This window comes from Clostridium sp. C2-6-12 (assembly GCF_009928485.1).
In the GTDB taxonomy this organism is placed as follows: Bacteria; Bacillota; Clostridia; order Clostridiales; family Clostridiaceae; genus Clostridium.
In genome coordinates this window covers 1-16,077 of the sequence record NZ_JAABNP010000005.1, presented here as the reverse complement: position 1 = coordinate 16,077, position 16,077 = coordinate 1, and the positions used below count along the sequence as shown (strand labels likewise).

The 16,077-nt window shown below is 29.8% G+C and carries 16 protein-coding genes, 1 pseudogene and 1 riboswitch; all 17 genes and pseudogenes read right to left on the bottom strand.

What is annotated here, in order from left to right; translation table 11 throughout:
• Nucleotides 1-32: 32 nt before the first annotated feature.
• The 17 genes and pseudogenes from fliI to rfbB all read right to left on the bottom strand — a co-directional run bounded on the left by fliI (nt 33) and on the right by rfbB (nt 15,888).
• Nucleotides 33-1,349 (bottom strand): flagellar protein export ATPase FliI, encoded by a 1,317-nt coding sequence (gene fliI, locus GXK56_RS05675; RefSeq protein ID WP_160686425.1) that lies wholly within the window; start codon nt 1,347-1,349, stop codon nt 33-35.
• A gap of 168 nt (nt 1,350-1,517) precedes the next feature.
• Nucleotides 1,518-2,312, bottom strand: a complete 795-nt coding sequence (locus GXK56_RS05670; protein ID WP_160686081.1) for a FliH/SctL family protein — start codon at nt 2,310-2,312, stop codon at nt 1,518-1,520.
• Nucleotides 2,296-3,312 (bottom strand): flagellar motor switch protein FliG, encoded by a 1,017-nt coding sequence (fliG, locus tag GXK56_RS05665; protein WP_160686079.1) that lies wholly within the window; start codon nt 3,310-3,312, stop codon nt 2,296-2,298. Before fliG ends, GXK56_RS05670 begins: the two co-directional genes overlap by 17 nt.
• Before the next feature lie 8 nt (nt 3,313-3,320).
• Complete coding sequence (fliF, locus tag GXK56_RS05660; RefSeq protein ID WP_160686077.1) at nt 3,321-4,883, bottom strand: flagellar basal-body MS-ring/collar protein FliF; 1,563 nt, start codon at nt 4,881-4,883, stop codon at nt 3,321-3,323.
• A 21-nt stretch (nt 4,884-4,904) separates the two neighbouring features.
• Nucleotides 4,905-5,222, bottom strand: a complete 318-nt coding sequence (gene fliE, locus GXK56_RS05655) for a flagellar hook-basal body complex protein FliE (RefSeq protein ID WP_160686075.1) — start codon at nt 5,220-5,222, stop codon at nt 4,905-4,907.
• A gap of 12 nt (nt 5,223-5,234) precedes the next feature.
• Complete coding sequence (gene flgC / locus GXK56_RS05650) at nt 5,235-5,648, bottom strand: flagellar basal body rod protein FlgC (protein ID WP_160686073.1); 414 nt, start codon at nt 5,646-5,648, stop codon at nt 5,235-5,237.
• A 69-nt stretch (nt 5,649-5,717) separates the two neighbouring features.
• Nucleotides 5,718-6,119 (bottom strand): flagellar basal body rod protein FlgB, encoded by a 402-nt coding sequence (flgB, locus tag GXK56_RS05645; protein ID WP_160686071.1) that lies wholly within the window; start codon nt 6,117-6,119, stop codon nt 5,718-5,720.
• A 299-nt stretch (nt 6,120-6,418) separates the two neighbouring features.
• Nucleotides 6,419-6,506, bottom strand: a riboswitch (cyclic di-GMP riboswitch).
• A gap of 235 nt (nt 6,507-6,741) precedes the next feature.
• Entirely contained in the window at nt 6,742-7,575 is an 834-nt protein-coding gene (locus GXK56_RS05640) for a flagellin (RefSeq protein ID WP_160686069.1), read from the bottom strand.
• Nucleotides 7,576-7,676: 101 nt separating this feature from the next.
• A complete protein-coding gene (locus GXK56_RS05635) occupies nt 7,677-9,170 on the bottom strand; it encodes a flagellin (RefSeq protein WP_160686067.1) in 1,494 nt (497 codons plus the stop codon).
• A 141-nt stretch (nt 9,171-9,311) separates the two neighbouring features.
• Nucleotides 9,312-9,488 (bottom strand): YjfB family protein, encoded by a 177-nt coding sequence (locus GXK56_RS05630; protein WP_160686065.1) that lies wholly within the window; start codon nt 9,486-9,488, stop codon nt 9,312-9,314.
• 51 nt (nt 9,489-9,539) lie between these two features.
• Nucleotides 9,540-10,547, bottom strand: a complete 1,008-nt coding sequence (locus GXK56_RS05625; RefSeq protein ID WP_160686063.1) for a glycosyltransferase family 2 protein — start codon at nt 10,545-10,547, stop codon at nt 9,540-9,542.
• 24 nt (nt 10,548-10,571) lie between these two features.
• Entirely contained in the window at nt 10,572-11,627 is a 1,056-nt protein-coding gene (locus GXK56_RS05620) for a glycosyltransferase family 2 protein (RefSeq protein ID WP_160686061.1), read from the bottom strand.
• Between the two features lie 32 nt (nt 11,628-11,659).
• The gene (locus GXK56_RS05615) at nt 11,660-12,235 is read right to left on the bottom strand and encodes a Uma2 family endonuclease (protein ID WP_160686423.1); all 576 of its coding nucleotides are present in this window, start codon (nt 12,233-12,235) and stop codon (nt 11,660-11,662) included.
• 148 nt (nt 12,236-12,383) lie between these two features.
• Nucleotides 12,384-12,929, bottom strand: a complete 546-nt coding sequence (gene rfbC / locus GXK56_RS05610; protein WP_160686059.1) for a dTDP-4-dehydrorhamnose 3,5-epimerase — start codon at nt 12,927-12,929, stop codon at nt 12,384-12,386.
• A gap of 107 nt (nt 12,930-13,036) precedes the next feature.
• Complete coding sequence (gene rfbD, locus GXK56_RS05605) at nt 13,037-13,915, bottom strand: dTDP-4-dehydrorhamnose reductase (RefSeq protein WP_160686057.1); 879 nt, start codon at nt 13,913-13,915, stop codon at nt 13,037-13,039.
• Between the two features lie 24 nt (nt 13,916-13,939).
• Nucleotides 13,940-14,806, bottom strand: a complete 867-nt coding sequence (rfbA, locus tag GXK56_RS05600; RefSeq protein WP_160686055.1) for a glucose-1-phosphate thymidylyltransferase RfbA — start codon at nt 14,804-14,806, stop codon at nt 13,940-13,942.
• Nucleotides 14,807-14,828: 22 nt separating this feature from the next.
• Nucleotides 14,829-15,888: pseudogene (rfbB, locus tag GXK56_RS05595) on the bottom strand (dTDP-glucose 4,6-dehydratase).
• Nucleotides 15,889-16,077 lie beyond the last annotated feature (189 nt).

The window sequence follows — 16,077 nt, the reverse complement described above, 5'->3', positions numbered from 1 at the left end:
TTTTTTTAATTTAGAAAATTCTATAGACTTTTTTACCTAAACATTGATAATAAGGTATCTTCAGTTTCTTCAAATGTTGATTTTTCATCAATTCCTTGTCGTAAAAAATTATTTAGAGATTCATTGTATGCAATTGCCATATCAATTTTTTTATTGCTTCCTTTAACGTAAGCTCCTATGTTTATTAAATCTTCAGAATCTTTATAGGTTGCTAAAAGGTCTCTTGCAATAGATGCTGCTTCCTTATGATCATTTGGTGCTATTTGACTCATAAGTCTGCTTACACTATTAAGTATGTCAATAGCTGGATAATGGTTTTTATGAGCAAGATCTCTCGACAAAACTATATGTCCATCTAGTATACCTCTTACAGCATCTGCTATAGGTTCATTAAAATCATCACCATCAACAAGGACTGTATAAAACGCTGTTATCGATCCATCTGATGAAGTTCCTGATCTTTCCATAAGTTTTGGAAGTTTTGCAAAAACTGAAGGAGTATAGCCTTTAGTTGCTGGAGGTTCACCAATTGCAAGACCAACTTCCCTTTGAGCCATAGCAAATCTAGTAACAGAATCCATCATTAGAATAACCTTTTTTCCTTTATCTCTAAAATATTCTGCAATTGCTGTAGCTGTAAGAGCTCCTTTAATTCTTATTAAAGCAGGTTTGTCTGATGTTGCACATACTACAACAGATTTTTTCATTCCCTCAGGTCCTAAATCCTTCTCTATAAATTCAAGAACTTCTCTTCCTCTTTCTCCAATAAGGGAAATAACATTAACATCAGCTTCTGCTTCTCTTGCTATCATTCCAAGTGTTGTACTTTTACCAACACCACTACCAGCAAAAATACCAATTCTTTGACCATCACCACAAGTCAAAAATCCATCAATAGCTCTTACACCTGTTGGCATTATTTCTTTTATTCTTTTTCTCTTTAAAGGATCTGGCGCTTCATTTTCTAAAGGATATTCTTCGCCTTCCATAGAAATGCTGTCACAATCCAAAGGATTCCCTAATCCATCTATTATGTGACCAAGCAATTTATCTGAACATTTAACACTTAGCGGCTTATGTTGAGGTACAACTCTGCAGCCTGGAGAAATACCTATCAATTCATCTAATGGCATAAGAATAACAAACTCTTCTTTAAAACCTACAACTTCACAATTTACGGGCCTATTCTTTTCATTGTATATTATACATAATTCACCAACAAATCCTTTTATCCCCTGCACCTCAATTGTAAGTCCTATTACTTTCTTAACAACACCTTCACTATATATTGTTGAAATGGTATTGACCTTTTTAATTAACTTATTAAAATCTAAGTCTAACTCCAATATATCACCCCTGTAATTCAGTTCAGAGTTCACAGTTATAAGTTATGAGTCATGGATGAAATAGCGAAGCTATTTCTAAAAATATACACATTTGAAAGAGTGGCTATGCCACAATACTGAACTCTTTGAAAAACCAATGGCTTTTCTTCCTCAACTCTTAACACCTAATCCTTAACTAAATAGCGCTTTTCGAATCTGCTCCATACCAATTTCTACGCCTACTTTTACTATCCCACTTGGTTTTTCTAAAATTGCATTTCCTGGTTCTAAGGTATCATCATTAAGTATGAAAATTTCATTTTTTATTCCATATGAAATCTTCCATTTTTGAATCTGAGACTTTATTTCTTTAACATGAATAGAATTAACCTTTAAAATAACATTGTCTTCGCCTTTTGAAATTTTAAAAGCCTCCTCAATAATTGAATTCATAGAATCTTCGTTACTTAACACTTTTTGCGCAATATTTTCTGCTATTTCTAACGCTAATTTTACTACTTCAACCTTTTTATCCTCTAAATATTTACAATAATTTTCATGTGCAGATTTTAAAAGCATTTCAGCTTTTTCAACAATAGAAGCTGCTTCAGCTTTTGCAGCCTCTATTGTTTCATCATATGCTTTTTTATATCCATCATCATATCCATTTTGAAATCCCTGCTCATAACCTTTTTCATATGCCTTTTTTTCAGCAATATTTGATTCCATTTGAGCCTTTAACGTAATAGCCTGTTTTTCTCTTTTAGCATCTTGAATTATTCTTTGTCCAATATCTTCATATCGTCTTAAAATCTCTTCAGGATCTATTTCTGGTTCTTTTATTTCCTCAATCTCTTCAATTTCATCAAAATTTTCTGCTTCATCTTCATCTTCTTCTAGCTGTTTAAATTTATATTCTGTTGAAATCTTTCTACTATCGCCTTCTTTTGCAAATCCTTTTTTTATCAAATTATACGATGATTGCATCTTCTCCACCTCTTGAAATGATGATTTCATTAGCATCATCTAGCCTTCTAATAACAGAAACAATCTTTTGTTGAGCTTTTTCAACATCTGTAATTCTAACTGGTCCTAAGAATTCCATATCTTCTTTTAATGTAGCAGCAGCTCTCTTTGATTGGTTTCTGTAAATACTATTAGCAACTTCATCTGAGCATCCTTTAAGTGCGAGTGCAAGATCTCCTGCTTCAACTTCTCTAAGAATTCTTTGAATAGATACATCATCAAGAGAAAGAATATCTTCAAATACAAACATTGAACTTTTAACTTTATCTGCAAGTTCTGCATCTTCTCTTTCTAAACCTTCAGTAATATTTTTTTCGGTTGTTCTATCAACTGCATTTAATATATTAACTAAAGTTTCTACTCCACCTAGACTTGTCATTTCAGTTCTTACTACTGACGACAACTTACTTTCAAGTACTGCTTCTATTTCTTTGATTACCATTGGAGAAGTGTTACTCATAGTTGCAATTCTATATGCGACCTCACTTTGAGTTTCTTCTGGTAATTCAGCCATAACCTGAGCCGCTTTATCAGCTTGAAGGTAGCATAATATCAAAGCAATAGTTTGTGGCTGTTCTGATAAGATTACATTTAACAATTGATGAGAATCTGCTTTTCTCGCAATAGAGAAAGGTCTGTATTGAGCCGTAGCTTCAGACACCTTCTCTAATATTTCGCTTGCTCTTTGTGATCCTAATGCTTTTGACAACAATGTCTTAGCATAATCCATACCGCCTTCAATAATATAATCCCTAGCCTTATTCATTTGTAAAAATTCATTTAATATTTCTTCTCTTTGCTCAGAAGTAACAGAAGTAATATTAGCAATTTCATAAGTTATTTTTTGAATTTCATTCTCTGGCAATCTTTTTAATATTGCAGATGAAGCTTCTGGTCCAAGTGTTATAAATAATATTGCTGCTTTATGAACTCCTGTTAACTGCATTTGTTCCTTTGACATAGCGACACCTACCTCTCACCTTCAGTCAACCATGACTTAATTATCTCTACAACCTGTTCTGGTTTTTCCATTGCATATTTCTTAATTTCATTTTCTAAATGAGATTTTTGTGATTTACTCTCAAATTCAATTGGCGTAAATTCTTCCGGTTCCTTAGGTATTATACTATCATCAATTAACGTATTTAATAATTGTTCTTCTTCTACAATCTTCTTCTTTCTTCTCTTTATAATCAAGAAAATTATTAAGCCTAATAATACTGCACCTAAAATTCCAGCCACAATCATCATTCTTAAATTACTAGCTGCTGCTTCTTCTACTGTCTTTGCAGTTTCTGCTGCCTTCGCAGCCTCTTCTACTGTTTTATCAAATGGCATTCCAACTACTGAAACCTTATCTCCTCTTAATGCATCATAACCAATTGCATTTCCAACTAAAGTTTCAATTTGCTGCCTTTGAGCATCATCTAAAACTCCATCTATTGTAACAGCTGCTGTAATTCTTTTTATCGCTCCTTGAGCACTTATAGTTTTTGATTCGCTTTTTCCAACTTCATAGTTAGTTTTTTGATTTTCTTTACTAGAGGTTGATTTTTCTCCATTGGTATTGGTTATTGTATTAGTCATATTATTATCAACTGGACTTTGGCTTGTTGTACCATCTGTTCCAGAAGTATTTGATTCTTTATTATTTTCTTGGCTAATAATAACCTTATTAGGATCTACTGATGTTTTTGTATTTTGTTTTGCATCAAAATCTAAATTAACATTTACAGCTACCTTAACTTTTTTTGCTCCAATTGTTGGCTCTAATAGGTCTGTAATTTTCTTTTTAAGATTATTTTCAGCAGATTTTTCAGCTTCCTGTTGTTTAGCTATCTCCTCTGAACTTGCTTGTCCATTTTGTTCATTATTAATATCTTTAGTAAGCAAATTTGCATTTTGATCCAACACATCTACATTAGCTCTTGGAATGTTATTCGCACTACCAGATACTAATGCAACTATTGCTTTGACCTGATCACCACTAAGCTTCTCTCCCTTTTTCAAAGTCAAAGAAACAACAGCCTTTCCTGGTTCAGAATCTTTTACAAAGACAGAATCCTTAGCCTCACTTATATGTACTCTGGCTTCCTCTATTTGTTGAAACTTTTTTATAGTTTTTTCTAATTCCCCTTGTTGCATCCTAAGCTTTTTTATTTTAAACTCTTCATCAGTCATACCAAAAGAGCTTCCAACATCCATCAATTCATAACCCTTGCTACCAGATGTCAAATTTGGCGCTAATTTCAGCCTTAATTCATCAACCTTATCTTTAGGTACTAAAATCGCATTTCCTTCAATTTTATATTCATTTTTTCCTTCTTGCAGAGTAGTAACTACTGTCTGAGAATCAGTTGGATCAAGATCAGAAAATAAAATTTGATACTTATTAGAAGATGAATAATAAATTCCACTTATAATTGCGATAATAATTGCCAAAATTGCTGCTATAACAGCAATTTTTATTTTCATATTCTGGGATTTAAACTTTTCTAAAAGCCCCTTAACTTTTTCTAAAAGTTTTTTCATTATTTAGCTCTCCTCACCTTACTACAATTGCATCCTCGTTAATTCCTTATATCCTTCCAACAGCTTATCCCTAGTTTGAGTTAAGAACTGTAAGCTTAAACTAGCTTCTTGTCCTTTAATCATTACTTCGTCAATATTTACATCTTGACCTTTAACAAATCCATTTGTAACTGAATTAGCTTGTGATATCTTTCCGTTTGTATCATCAATATATCCTTTTAAAACATCTCCAAAACTAACTTCTTCACTTTTTTCATCATTATTTTTATCATTAGTGATATTATTAAACTTATTATTGAATACCACTTCATTTTGAGCAAACCTATCTTCTATTCTCATATATTCTTCTCCCTACCTTCCAATTTCTAAGGCTTTTGAAAACATGCTTTTTAGAGCATTAAAAGTATCAACATTTGCTTCATAAGATCTTGTTGCCACCATCATATCAGCCATTTCATTTAATACATTTACATTAGGCATAGTAACATACCCAGTAGTTTTATCAGCATCTGGATGAGTCGGATCATATACTTTTCTCAGTGGCGACTTATCCTTTTCGATTTTTACCGCTTTAACCCCGGCCATCTCCTTATTAGCATCTAAAGCTTCCTGAAATACAGCAACTTTTCTAACATATGGCTCTATTTTACCCTGTGCATTTCTTGTTGTACTTGCATTAGCCATATTTGATGTTATTGTATCCATTCTTAATCTTTCTGCTGAAAGACCTGTTGCACTTATTTGCATCGAACTAAATGCATTCATTTATACTCCCCCTCAATTCATAAAACTCTCTAATATTTTTTAACTTTCATATCATTAACTAGTACTATATTATTTAATTACCATTTTCAAATCATTAAATTTTCCATTTATTTTACTTATTAAAGCATTATATTTTAGCGTATTAGCCGCTTGATTAACCTTTTCTATATCCAAATCAACATTATTTCCATCACTTCTCATACTAGTATTTTTATCTTGTTCTATTGAAATATTATCAGTTTTTACATTTTCGCTAGCGAAATGTGCCGAATTAGTCCTTTTCAATTGAAAATTGGACCCATCTTCATCTTTTTTTAAATTTTCTTCAAAAACTGTGTTAAATCTTTTATAATTCTTGGTATTTACATTCGCCATATTATTAGCTATTGTTTTAGCCCTAACATTTGATGCCTTAATTCCTGTTTTAAGCAAATCATAAGTTTTATCGCTACTCATCAATTGTATAGCCATAATTTCACTCCCTCATCTTTATTTCAAAATTATACAAAATACAATCTTAATTTTATAAACATTATATACATTTATTTTTTAATTTCTTATTATTTATTAAAAATATAACTATAATTTAATTTATATGACTAAATTATAAATTATTTGTATTTTGATTATCAAAATATTTATATTTCAATTATAAAATAATTTATGCTATTTAGCTATAAAATTTTAAAATTTTTATTTATTTCCATAAAAATAGAAAAAGCACCTAATTATTACACAGGTACCAAAATATACATATAATATAATTATATTCAGGTAACCTGACAATCATAGGAACAAATTTCCCTTAGACTCATGGCTTTGCGACCTTACCTTTCAATAAGTATGCTAGTATCATTTATAATTCTTTTAGTATATATGTTAACATTTTTTTCTTCATCTTTCAATAAAATATGTCAATTTTAACCACAAAATGTTAAAATTATTTATTTCATTTAGTTTCATTATTCTGCAAAAATTTATTTTATCATATATCCATAGAATTTAGATATAATTATAGTCACGGATATTTTATTAAATAAAAAAGCATTAAAGTACTATATTCTAATAGTCAATAATGCTTTCATTTTTATTACTATTTTATATTTTGTAAAGCTCTCAATGCATCACTAGGTAGATTATTACTTTGTGCCATAAGAGCAAGAGCTGACTGGATCATTATTTGCGAGCTTGAATAATTCATCATTTCTTCTGCCAAATCAGCATCTGCAAGATTACTAAAAGCTTTCTCCATAGATATATTCCTAGAGTCTAAATCATCTATACTATCCTCTAGTCTCAATTGTATAGCACCATAGCGACTTCTTGCTGATGATACTTTTTTAATTGCATCATCAACCTTATCTATAACACTTCCCACTTTACTTGGATCTGATATATCATTTGCTATAGAAGCTAATCCCAAGCCACTTTTAGTTAAATCAAATTTAGGTAAACTAGTACTCTCACCTTCCATATTTCCTATAGCTGATATCACTTTTCCCGTTCCAGTAGCATCATTAAGTAAAGTAACTCCATTAAATTCAGTTGTTTTAGCCATTTTATCAATATGATCTGTAAGTGATGTCATTTCAGCCTTAATAGCATCTATGTCCGAATTAGCATAAGTTCCATCTCCTGCCTGAACAGCTAATTCCTTTAATCTTAGAAGTGTTTGATTCATTTCTTGCATAGCACCGTCAAAAGATTGTATCATGGAATTGGTATCTTGAACATTTCTTCTTGCAGCTTCGGTACTAAGAACATGAATTCTTATAGTTTCACTTTCAGCAATTTTCCCCGGATTATCTTTTGATTTATTAAGCTTTAGACCAGAACTTATATTATTCATTGAAACTGAATTCTTTGCTAAATTTTTTTTATAGCTACTATATATATTTAAAGAAAACATATTTTGATTTAATCTCATTTTATATCACCATCTCATTCATATTTTTAATCTTATTGACAGATACTAATTTTATTTTCGTTCTATTTGATTAAATCTTTATATTATTATTTTTAATTTACTTAACTTTGTTGTTTCCATTTATCCATTAAATTAATTATTGTTTCACTCATTTTCTCTGATTGTTTTAACATAGACTCAGCCGATTCTTCTAATATTCCACTTTTAGTAAGCTCCATTGTTTCCTTTGCCATATCTATGTCAGCAATTCTAGATTGAGATGCTGTTAAATTATATTCATAGTTATCTACATTGTATCCAATATGCTCCAATGCATTTTGGTAGGCTCCAAATTTACTTCTTTGGGTTGTTACTGTTTCCATCGCTTTATCTATTTTTGAAAGTGCTTCTTTAGCTTCATCTGTAGTCTTTACAGATACTGAGTCCACACCTAAATGTGTAGTTCGAGCATCAAAAAGTTCAACCTTAAACAACTCACCTGCGTTTGCTCCCACTTGAAGTTCTAGCGTTCCCATTTCACCTATTTTAATTTCACTTTTCGCACCAGCATCAATCATTATTTTACTGGCATATGAACTTAGCTGATCTTGAAAGTCACTACTTATATCTATGAATTCTCCATTAGTAGGTTTAGAAAGTTTTTCAAGTTGAGTTTTAGTATCAGATGAATTATTACTTACTACAGTAAGTTTAATTCCTTTATTCACAAGATCATTTGCTACATCATCAATATTAAAAGTTGATTTTCCATCTCCACTAATACTTTTATCATGAACCGGCGCATCAGTCACCAAAATAAATTGTTTTGCTGAATTTGTTCTTAAAGAATAAGATAACGCTCCATTTGTTATGTCAGCAATTCCCTCAAGACCAGATTCATAATAATCTCCTCCACCAGTTAAACTTATGGAATTAATCATCGACTTGAATTGATTCAAATCAGAAGTCATCGCTCTTTTTACAACTGGATCGCCACCCTGACTAGGATTAACATCACCATAAGTTACTAATCCCAAATTGACATTAATTCCATTTTCAGTTAACTTACTGACAAATCCATCCAAATTATTTTTAACTTGATTTATTTTGGACCCCATACTCCCAGTTACATCCACAACAAATACAATATCAGCCGTACCTGGAGTCCACACAGGTGGAGTCCCACCTTCATAAGTAGGTGGAGTTAATAATTTTGTAGTATTAAATTCTGTATTATTAGCAATATCATCAATCCCAGATTTTATGCTATCCAGTTCATGTTGAATATTCATTCTATCTTCGTTTGTCAGAGTCCCATTTAATGCTTGTATACAAAGCTCCTTCATCCTTAATAGATTTGGATTTTGTATTGATCCTAATCCAGCTTCCGCTGTTTGAACTAAAGATATACCATCTTGAATATTTTGATGTGCTCTTTCAAGCCCTCTGATTTGAGCTTTCATCTTTTCGGAAATTGATGCTCCTGCCGAATCATCTCCTGCTGAATTAATTCTAAGACCAGAAGATAATTTTTGCATAGCATCATTTTTTACATTACTTTGCTTATTAGCTCTATTTTGAGCAATAATAGCATTCATATTATGATTTATTATCACAGTTGTCACTCCTAAAAAACAAATTTTCCGATTAATTTGGTAAATAAAACAAACTTATTTAAATTGTACCACGAAAAATATTCCAATAAAATAAGTTCCAATTAATTTTTTCAATTAATTAGAACTTATTTTTAGCTTGTACTAAGCAAATCTATCAATTTTAGTTCCTATATTTGGGTTTACAGCTTGATTTAACATTTGATTCATGTTTTCTGAATTTTGTTCAGAAACATCCATTGCTTTCTTAAGAACCATTAAACTAGCACCATCATTTATTTTATTATTATTGTTTATTATTGATAACATTGCTATATCCATTATTAACACCTCCAATAAATATTAGTTACTTTTATTGTCGATTTTTCTCAATTATACTTTACCTCTATATTCATTATTTTCTAATATAGTAATTGCCTTTTGAGAATCATATGAATTCATTAAAAATGCTTCTTTTAAAATCTCTTTTTTAGCTTGTTCAACAAAAAAAATGTTTTCCCCATAATCCAAAACATATTGCTTAATTCCTTTATCAATTTCATATAAAAAATTAATATCAATTTGAGAAATTTTAGTTACATATGTCTTAAATAAATCAAACCATATTCCTATAACCACGCTTTCAATAACAGGTCTTAGCATAAAATAATAATTTTCTTTTTTCATATTAGCTAAATACTTTATACTAAATGTGTTAGTTATATCGAAATATTTCATTTCATTTCCTTTATTAGTAAATGACTCTTGATTATTTCGATAATAATATAATGATTTATTAACTATGCCAACTTTATGTATTCTACAATATACTCTATTTAAAAAATCAATATCTTCAAATCGCATTTTAGGAATAAATTCAATTTGAGAGTTAATAATAATGTTTCTCTTAAATAACTTGGTACATATAAAACCACATGTTATAAACATTTTAACTCTATTGTCAAAAGATACTTCCCCCTCCATGCTTTTATCCCAAAGCATCATATCCTTATTTTTCCGCTCACTGAAATATCCACACTCTACCAAATCACAATCATTTTCAATAGCTTTATTATACATACACTCATACATTTCAGGTTTTATATAGTCATCACTATCAACAAAACCTATATATTCTCCCGAGGCATACTTTAAACCAATATTTCTTGCTCCTCCTGGACCTTGATTTTCATCCGATTTAATTATAATTACTCTATCTGGATCCTTTTTTTCAAATTCATATAATATATCTAAGCTATTATCCATTGAGCAATCATCAATAAATATGAACTCTATTTCTTTTAAGGTTTGTGCATATAATGAAGCTATCATCTCTTTTAAATATTTTTCTGCATTATATACTGGAACAATTATTGATACTTTAGGATTTATTACACACATTATTTTCACCTCTTTTTAAGTTTGCTAATTATTATTCTCCTCCATGACCTTTAACTTAGCTGGAGTGTAGTTTCCACACAGTCTGTAATATTTTATAGCCTCTTCATTAAAACCTAAACATTCATAAATTACACCAACATTATAATAAGGTAAAAAAGTTGTTATCCCATCAATTTTTCCTTCATCATATTTTGTGCATCTTAAAAATGTTTCAACAGCTTCTTTAAATTTACCATTATTCATATATATAAGACCTAATAAAAATAGAAAATCAGGCTGGTTTTTATAACAATTCTCATATTCCAATATTTTTAAAGCTTCTTGAAATAAACCTAAATTAATCAGCACATATCCATAACTTTCAATTAAATCTTCCACATATTCATAATTATAGTTATCTATTAATGGCAAAGCAGCTTCAAAAGAACTATGTGCTTTTTCATAATCTTTACCCATAAAATAACTCTTGCCTAGTTGATAGTGAATATACGGATCTTGCTTATTTAGCTTTATAGCTTCTTTTAAAAGTTCTATGTTTCTTTGAATTTTATTTGTTCTATTTAAAACTTCTTTAGAATATCCTATATGATTCAAAACCAAATCTATATTTTGAGTTGGATACTCTTCTTTAAATTTTGAAATTACCTGTTCGTGAATGATTCCTTCATATTCGAAATAATTTCTGTTGAATATCCTATTAACTCTTTCTATATATTTTCTAGTCCCATAATTGTCTTCATATTCATTTATTCTTTTCAATCGTCCAACTATTTTTTTATTATTTTCATCACAAAATTTCTTAATATTATCATATCGATAATCGCACACAACTTCATCTGCATCTAATATTAATACATAATCATTAGTTGCTTTTGATAAAGAAAAATTTCTTGCTTTAGAAAAATCATTACACCATTTAAAATCAAAAACGTTACTTGTAAATTTTGATGCTATTTCCATAGTCCTATCTTCTGAACCAGTATCTACTATTATAATTTCATTCACTATATCTTTAACGCTTAATAAACACTTTTCTAAAGTTTCTTCTTCATTTTTAACAATCATGCATAAGCTTAGCATACTCTCCCACTCCTATAACGCCCAGAGCGCTCTTATAAATCAAATAAATTGAAATCTATTTCAAAATCATCATAAATATTTACTTTTACTTTATCTTTAAAGGTGTAAGTGCTAGGCATACCATACCCATTATCATCTTCTAAAGTATAAACTAATATAGTATTCTTCATCGGGTTTACAATCCAATACTCTTTAACCTTATAGGTATCATATAAATTAAGCTTTTTAATATAGTCATTATTAGGATTATAAGGAGATACAACTTCAATAATCATATCTGGAGCTCCAATGCAACCTTTATCATTTAATTTATCCTTATTACATATTAGTGAAATATATGGCTGAACTATATTCTTACTATTATTAACCTCTTCATCATCATTGACTAAAATTACATCAAAGGGTGCTGGATAAACTTCACATTGACCATTATTAGAGGTTATATAATTATTTAATTCCGTTATAATTTTAGATATTATTTTTTGATGCACTCTTGATGGTGCAGGTGACATTGCTGATATTCTCCCTTCAATAATTTCTACAGGTCCATTTTCTGTAAATGTTAGATAATCAGCATAAGTATACACTATATTATTAATTGCATGCATCGCCACTAGAAGCACTTCCTTTCTAATTAAATTTTGATACTGTATGGGCCTCTCATTATATACTTATTCTATCATGTTTTAGTTTATTTAAACATAAATCATCATAAAAAAATGAGCACTAATCGCTATTAATGCTCATTCTTATATTTCACCTCAGTGGTGCTAAGTTTTTGTCTTTCTCAGATAAAATTATTTCGCAATCACCTATTTTATCTATCGGCCATTCTATATTTATATCTGAGTCATTCCAAAGCACTCCCCCCTCATCTTCTGGGTGATAGAATTCTGTGCATTTATAGCAGAATTCAGCTTCATCTGATATAACTAAAAATCCATGAGCAAAGCCCTCTGGTATGTAAAATTGCTTTTTGTTTTCTTCAGATAATATAATTCCAGTCCATTTTCCATAGGTTTTGGATTCTTTTCTCAAATCTACTGCTACATCAAAAACAGTTCCTTTAATAACTCTCACTAATTTCCCCTGTGGAAATTTTTTTTGAAAATGTAATCCTCTTAAAACACCTTTTTTTGATTTTGAGTGATTGTCCTGTACAAACTTCATATTAAGCCCAGCTGCTGAAAATTCTTCTTCATTATAAGTTTCCATAAAAAATCCTCTATTATCACCAAATACAGTATTTTCTATTACATACACACCTGATATTTCTGTTTCTATAAATTTAAACTTATCCAATTTATATTCTCCCTTCATCTTTTAGCACTAACACCCTGGGGCGAGGATATTTAAATCAAAAAACAATAGGCCAGTTATGCCAGCCTATTGAAGTGTATTATTTATTATCATATACCTAATTTTATGAATTCCTTGAGCACTTCTTCCCAATTTCTCATTTTATTCATATTCTTCAAATTTAACATCATATTTTCTAAAGCTGAAAAGCTTGGTCTTTTAGCTGGTCTGTTTAAATTTTCTGAAGTTATTGGTTTTACCACACAATCTATTTCTGAAAATTCTATAATTCTTTTAGCAAAGTCATACCAAGTACATTGACCCTCTCCTGTACAATGATATATACCATAATCCTTAGTTAAGGCTATCTCTAATATATGATACGCCAAGTCTTCTGCATTCGTAGGGCATCCTATTTGATCATCCACAACTTCTAGGTATCCATTTTCCTTTGCTACATTCATTATTGTATAAACAAAATTTTTCCCAAAGCTTCCATAAAGCCATGCTGTTCTAACTATGAAATACTTACTACATTGTTCTCTTATATATGCTTCTCCTAATAGTTTAGTCTTTCCATATACTGTGTTAGGACTTGTCAGATCATATTCTGTTAATGGTTCTTTATAATCACCACTAAATACATAATCAGTTGAAACATGTATTAACTTTGCTGAAAGTTCTTCAGCTGCTATAGCTAAATTCTGTGGTCCTAGTGCATTTACTTTTAAAGCAATTTCTCTATCGCTTTCACATTTATCTACGTTGGTAAAAGCTGCACAGTTTATAATAATTTCAGGTTTAAATTCACTTATACAAGCTTTAACCTTTTGAAAATCTGTTATATCAAGCTCTTTTGAATTTAATGGTTTTATATCTGCATTTCTATATACTTCATTAACTAGCCCAATATCTGCTTTCATATTTTCAAGTAAATGCAATATCTCCTGCACTAACTGCCCATTGGCTCCAGTTATTAATATCTTCAAATTCCTTCACTCCAACTCAAAAAATTATTCATTGGCTACACTAATAAGATATTTCCCGTAATCGGTCTTATCTAAACCTTTAGCTAATTCTAACAATTGCTCCTTGCTTATATATCCATTTTTATATGCTATTTCTTCAATACATGCAACATATAAGCCTTGTCTTGTTTGCATAGCTTCTACAAAATTAGCAGCATTTAAAAGACCTGAAGGTGTTCCTGTATCCAACCAAGCCATACCTCGTCCAAATAATTCTACCTTTAAATTTCCTTCTTTTAGATATTCATTATTCACATCAGTTATTTCTAGTTCCCCTCTAGGTGATGGCTTTATATTTTTGGCAATCTTAATTATGCTATTATCATAGAAATATAAACCTGGAACTGCATAATTTGATTTTGGCACTTTAGGTTTTTCTTCGATAGATGTTACATTATTATCTTTATCAAACTCTACAACTCCAAAATCTTCTGGGTTTACAACATGATATCCAAATATAGTAGCACCATTTTTTCTACTAGCTGCTTTTTTTAATCTTTCAGTAAAACCATATCCATGAAAAACATTATCTCCAAGCACTAAAGCTACATTATCATTTCCAATAAAGTTTTCGCCAATAATAAACGCTTCTGCTAATCCCTTTGGTTTTTCTTGAACAGCATATTCAAATCTAACGCCTAATTGACTTCCATCTCCAAAAAGTTCCTTGTAGGTAGTTATATCCCTTGGCGTAGATATTATTAATATCTCTTTAATATCAGCTAACATAAGAACTGATAAAGGATAATAAATTAATGGTTTATCATATACAGGTATTATTTGTTTTGATATAGCTTTTGTCATAGGATATAATCTAGTTCCAGATCCTCCTGCAAGTATAATTCCCTTCATGATACTCCTCCTTACTTAACCTTTATGAATTAACTTTATACATTTTATTATAATATTCCTTATAATCGCCAGACGTTATATTTTCCATCCACTTTTTATTTTTTAGGTACCACTCAATAGTTATCTTTATACCATCTTCAAATTTAGTTTCAGGATACCAACCAAGTTCATCTTTGATTTTAGTTGGATCAATACCATAACGTTTATCATGACCTTTTTTATCTTCAACAAAAGTAATTAAGCTTTCATTTATACTTGAATCTACATTTTCAGAAAGATAACCTATTATGGTCTTTATTATCTGTAAATTTGTTCTTTCATTATGTCCGCCTATATTATAAACTTCACCAAGTCTTCCATCATTGATAACCATATCAATAGCCTTGCAATGATCTTCTACATAAAGCCAATCTCTAATATTCATTCCATCTCCATTATACAGGAAGAGGTTTCTTATCTAAACAATTATTTATTATAAGAGGAATCAACTTTTCTGGAAATTGATATGGACCATAATTATTAGAGCATCTCGTTATATTAGCAGGCATTTTATAAGTATCATAATAAGCTTTAACCATTAAATCTGCTGAGGCCTTACTTGAAGAATATGGACTATGTGAATCGATAGGATTAGTTTCTGTAAAATATCCTGTTTCCCCTAAAGATCCATATACTTCATCTGTTGAAACTTGGACATATTTTTTACCACTTTTAAATCCACCTTTTAAGTCCCAAGCTTTCTTTGATATATCAAGTAAATTTACTGTTCCTAAAACATTTGTTTTAACAAAAGTTTCAGGATCTAATATACTTCTATCAACATGTGATTCAGCTGCAAAATTTACTACATAATCAATATCATGCTGTTCAAATAAGCTGCTTACTAGATTTCTGTCACAGATATCACCTTGAACAAATTTATATTTTTCATTATTTTCTATTGATTTAAGATTTTCAAGATTACCTGCATATGTTAATTTGTCTAAATTTATAATTTTAATATCTTTGTATTTTTTTAACATATAGTAAATAAAATTTGAGCCTATAAAGCCGGCTCCTCCTGTTACTAAATAATTTTTCATACCCATCTACTCCTAATAGTTTGTAATACATATCAATCTTTTTAATGTGTAACTGATAAAAAAATTTATCCTATCTTTCCTTAAAAAATATCTAAATTATATATACTGAGGTTGTTGAATAAACAGAATCTGTAAAAAAATAAATAAGCCATTCCTTTGTGATATAATAATTTCGCTAAAAACATAATA

Bases quoted from the DNA above. Each gene is read 5' to 3' on its own strand.
- GXK56_RS05670 (WP_160686081.1), bottom strand. From the start codon at position 2,312: ATGCAATCATCGTATAATTTGATAAAAAAAGGATTTGCAAAAGAAGGC.
- fliG (WP_160686079.1), bottom strand. From the start codon at position 3,312: ATGTCAAAGGAACAAATGCAGTTAACAGGAGTTCATAAAGCAGCAATA.
- fliF (WP_160686077.1), bottom strand. From the start codon at position 4,883: ATGAAAAAACTTTTAGAAAAAGTTAAGGGGCTTTTAGAAAAGTTTAAA.
- fliE (WP_160686075.1), bottom strand. From the start codon at position 5,222: ATGAGAATAGAAGATAGGTTTGCTCAAAATGAAGTGGTATTCAATAAT.
- flgC (WP_160686073.1), bottom strand. From the start codon at position 5,648: ATGAATGCATTTAGTTCGATGCAAATAAGTGCAACAGGTCTTTCAGCA.
- flgB (WP_160686071.1), bottom strand. From the start codon at position 6,119: ATGGCTATACAATTGATGAGTAGCGATAAAACTTATGATTTGCTTAAA.
- GXK56_RS05640 (WP_160686069.1), bottom strand. From the start codon at position 7,575: ATGAGATTAAATCAAAATATGTTTTCTTTAAATATATATAGTAGCTAT.
- GXK56_RS05630 (WP_160686065.1), bottom strand. From the start codon at position 9,488: ATGGATATAGCAATGTTATCAATAATAAACAATAATAATAAAATAAAT.
- GXK56_RS05625 (WP_160686063.1), bottom strand. From the start codon at position 10,547: ATGTGTGTAATAAATCCTAAAGTATCAATAATTGTTCCAGTATATAAT.
- GXK56_RS05620 (WP_160686061.1), bottom strand. From the start codon at position 11,627: ATGCTAAGCTTATGCATGATTGTTAAAAATGAAGAAGAAACTTTAGAA.
- GXK56_RS05615 (WP_160686423.1), bottom strand. From the start codon at position 12,235: ATGCATGCAATTAATAATATAGTGTATACTTATGCTGATTATCTAACA.
- rfbA (WP_160686055.1), bottom strand. From the start codon at position 14,806: ATGAAGGGAATTATACTTGCAGGAGGATCTGGAACTAGATTATATCCT.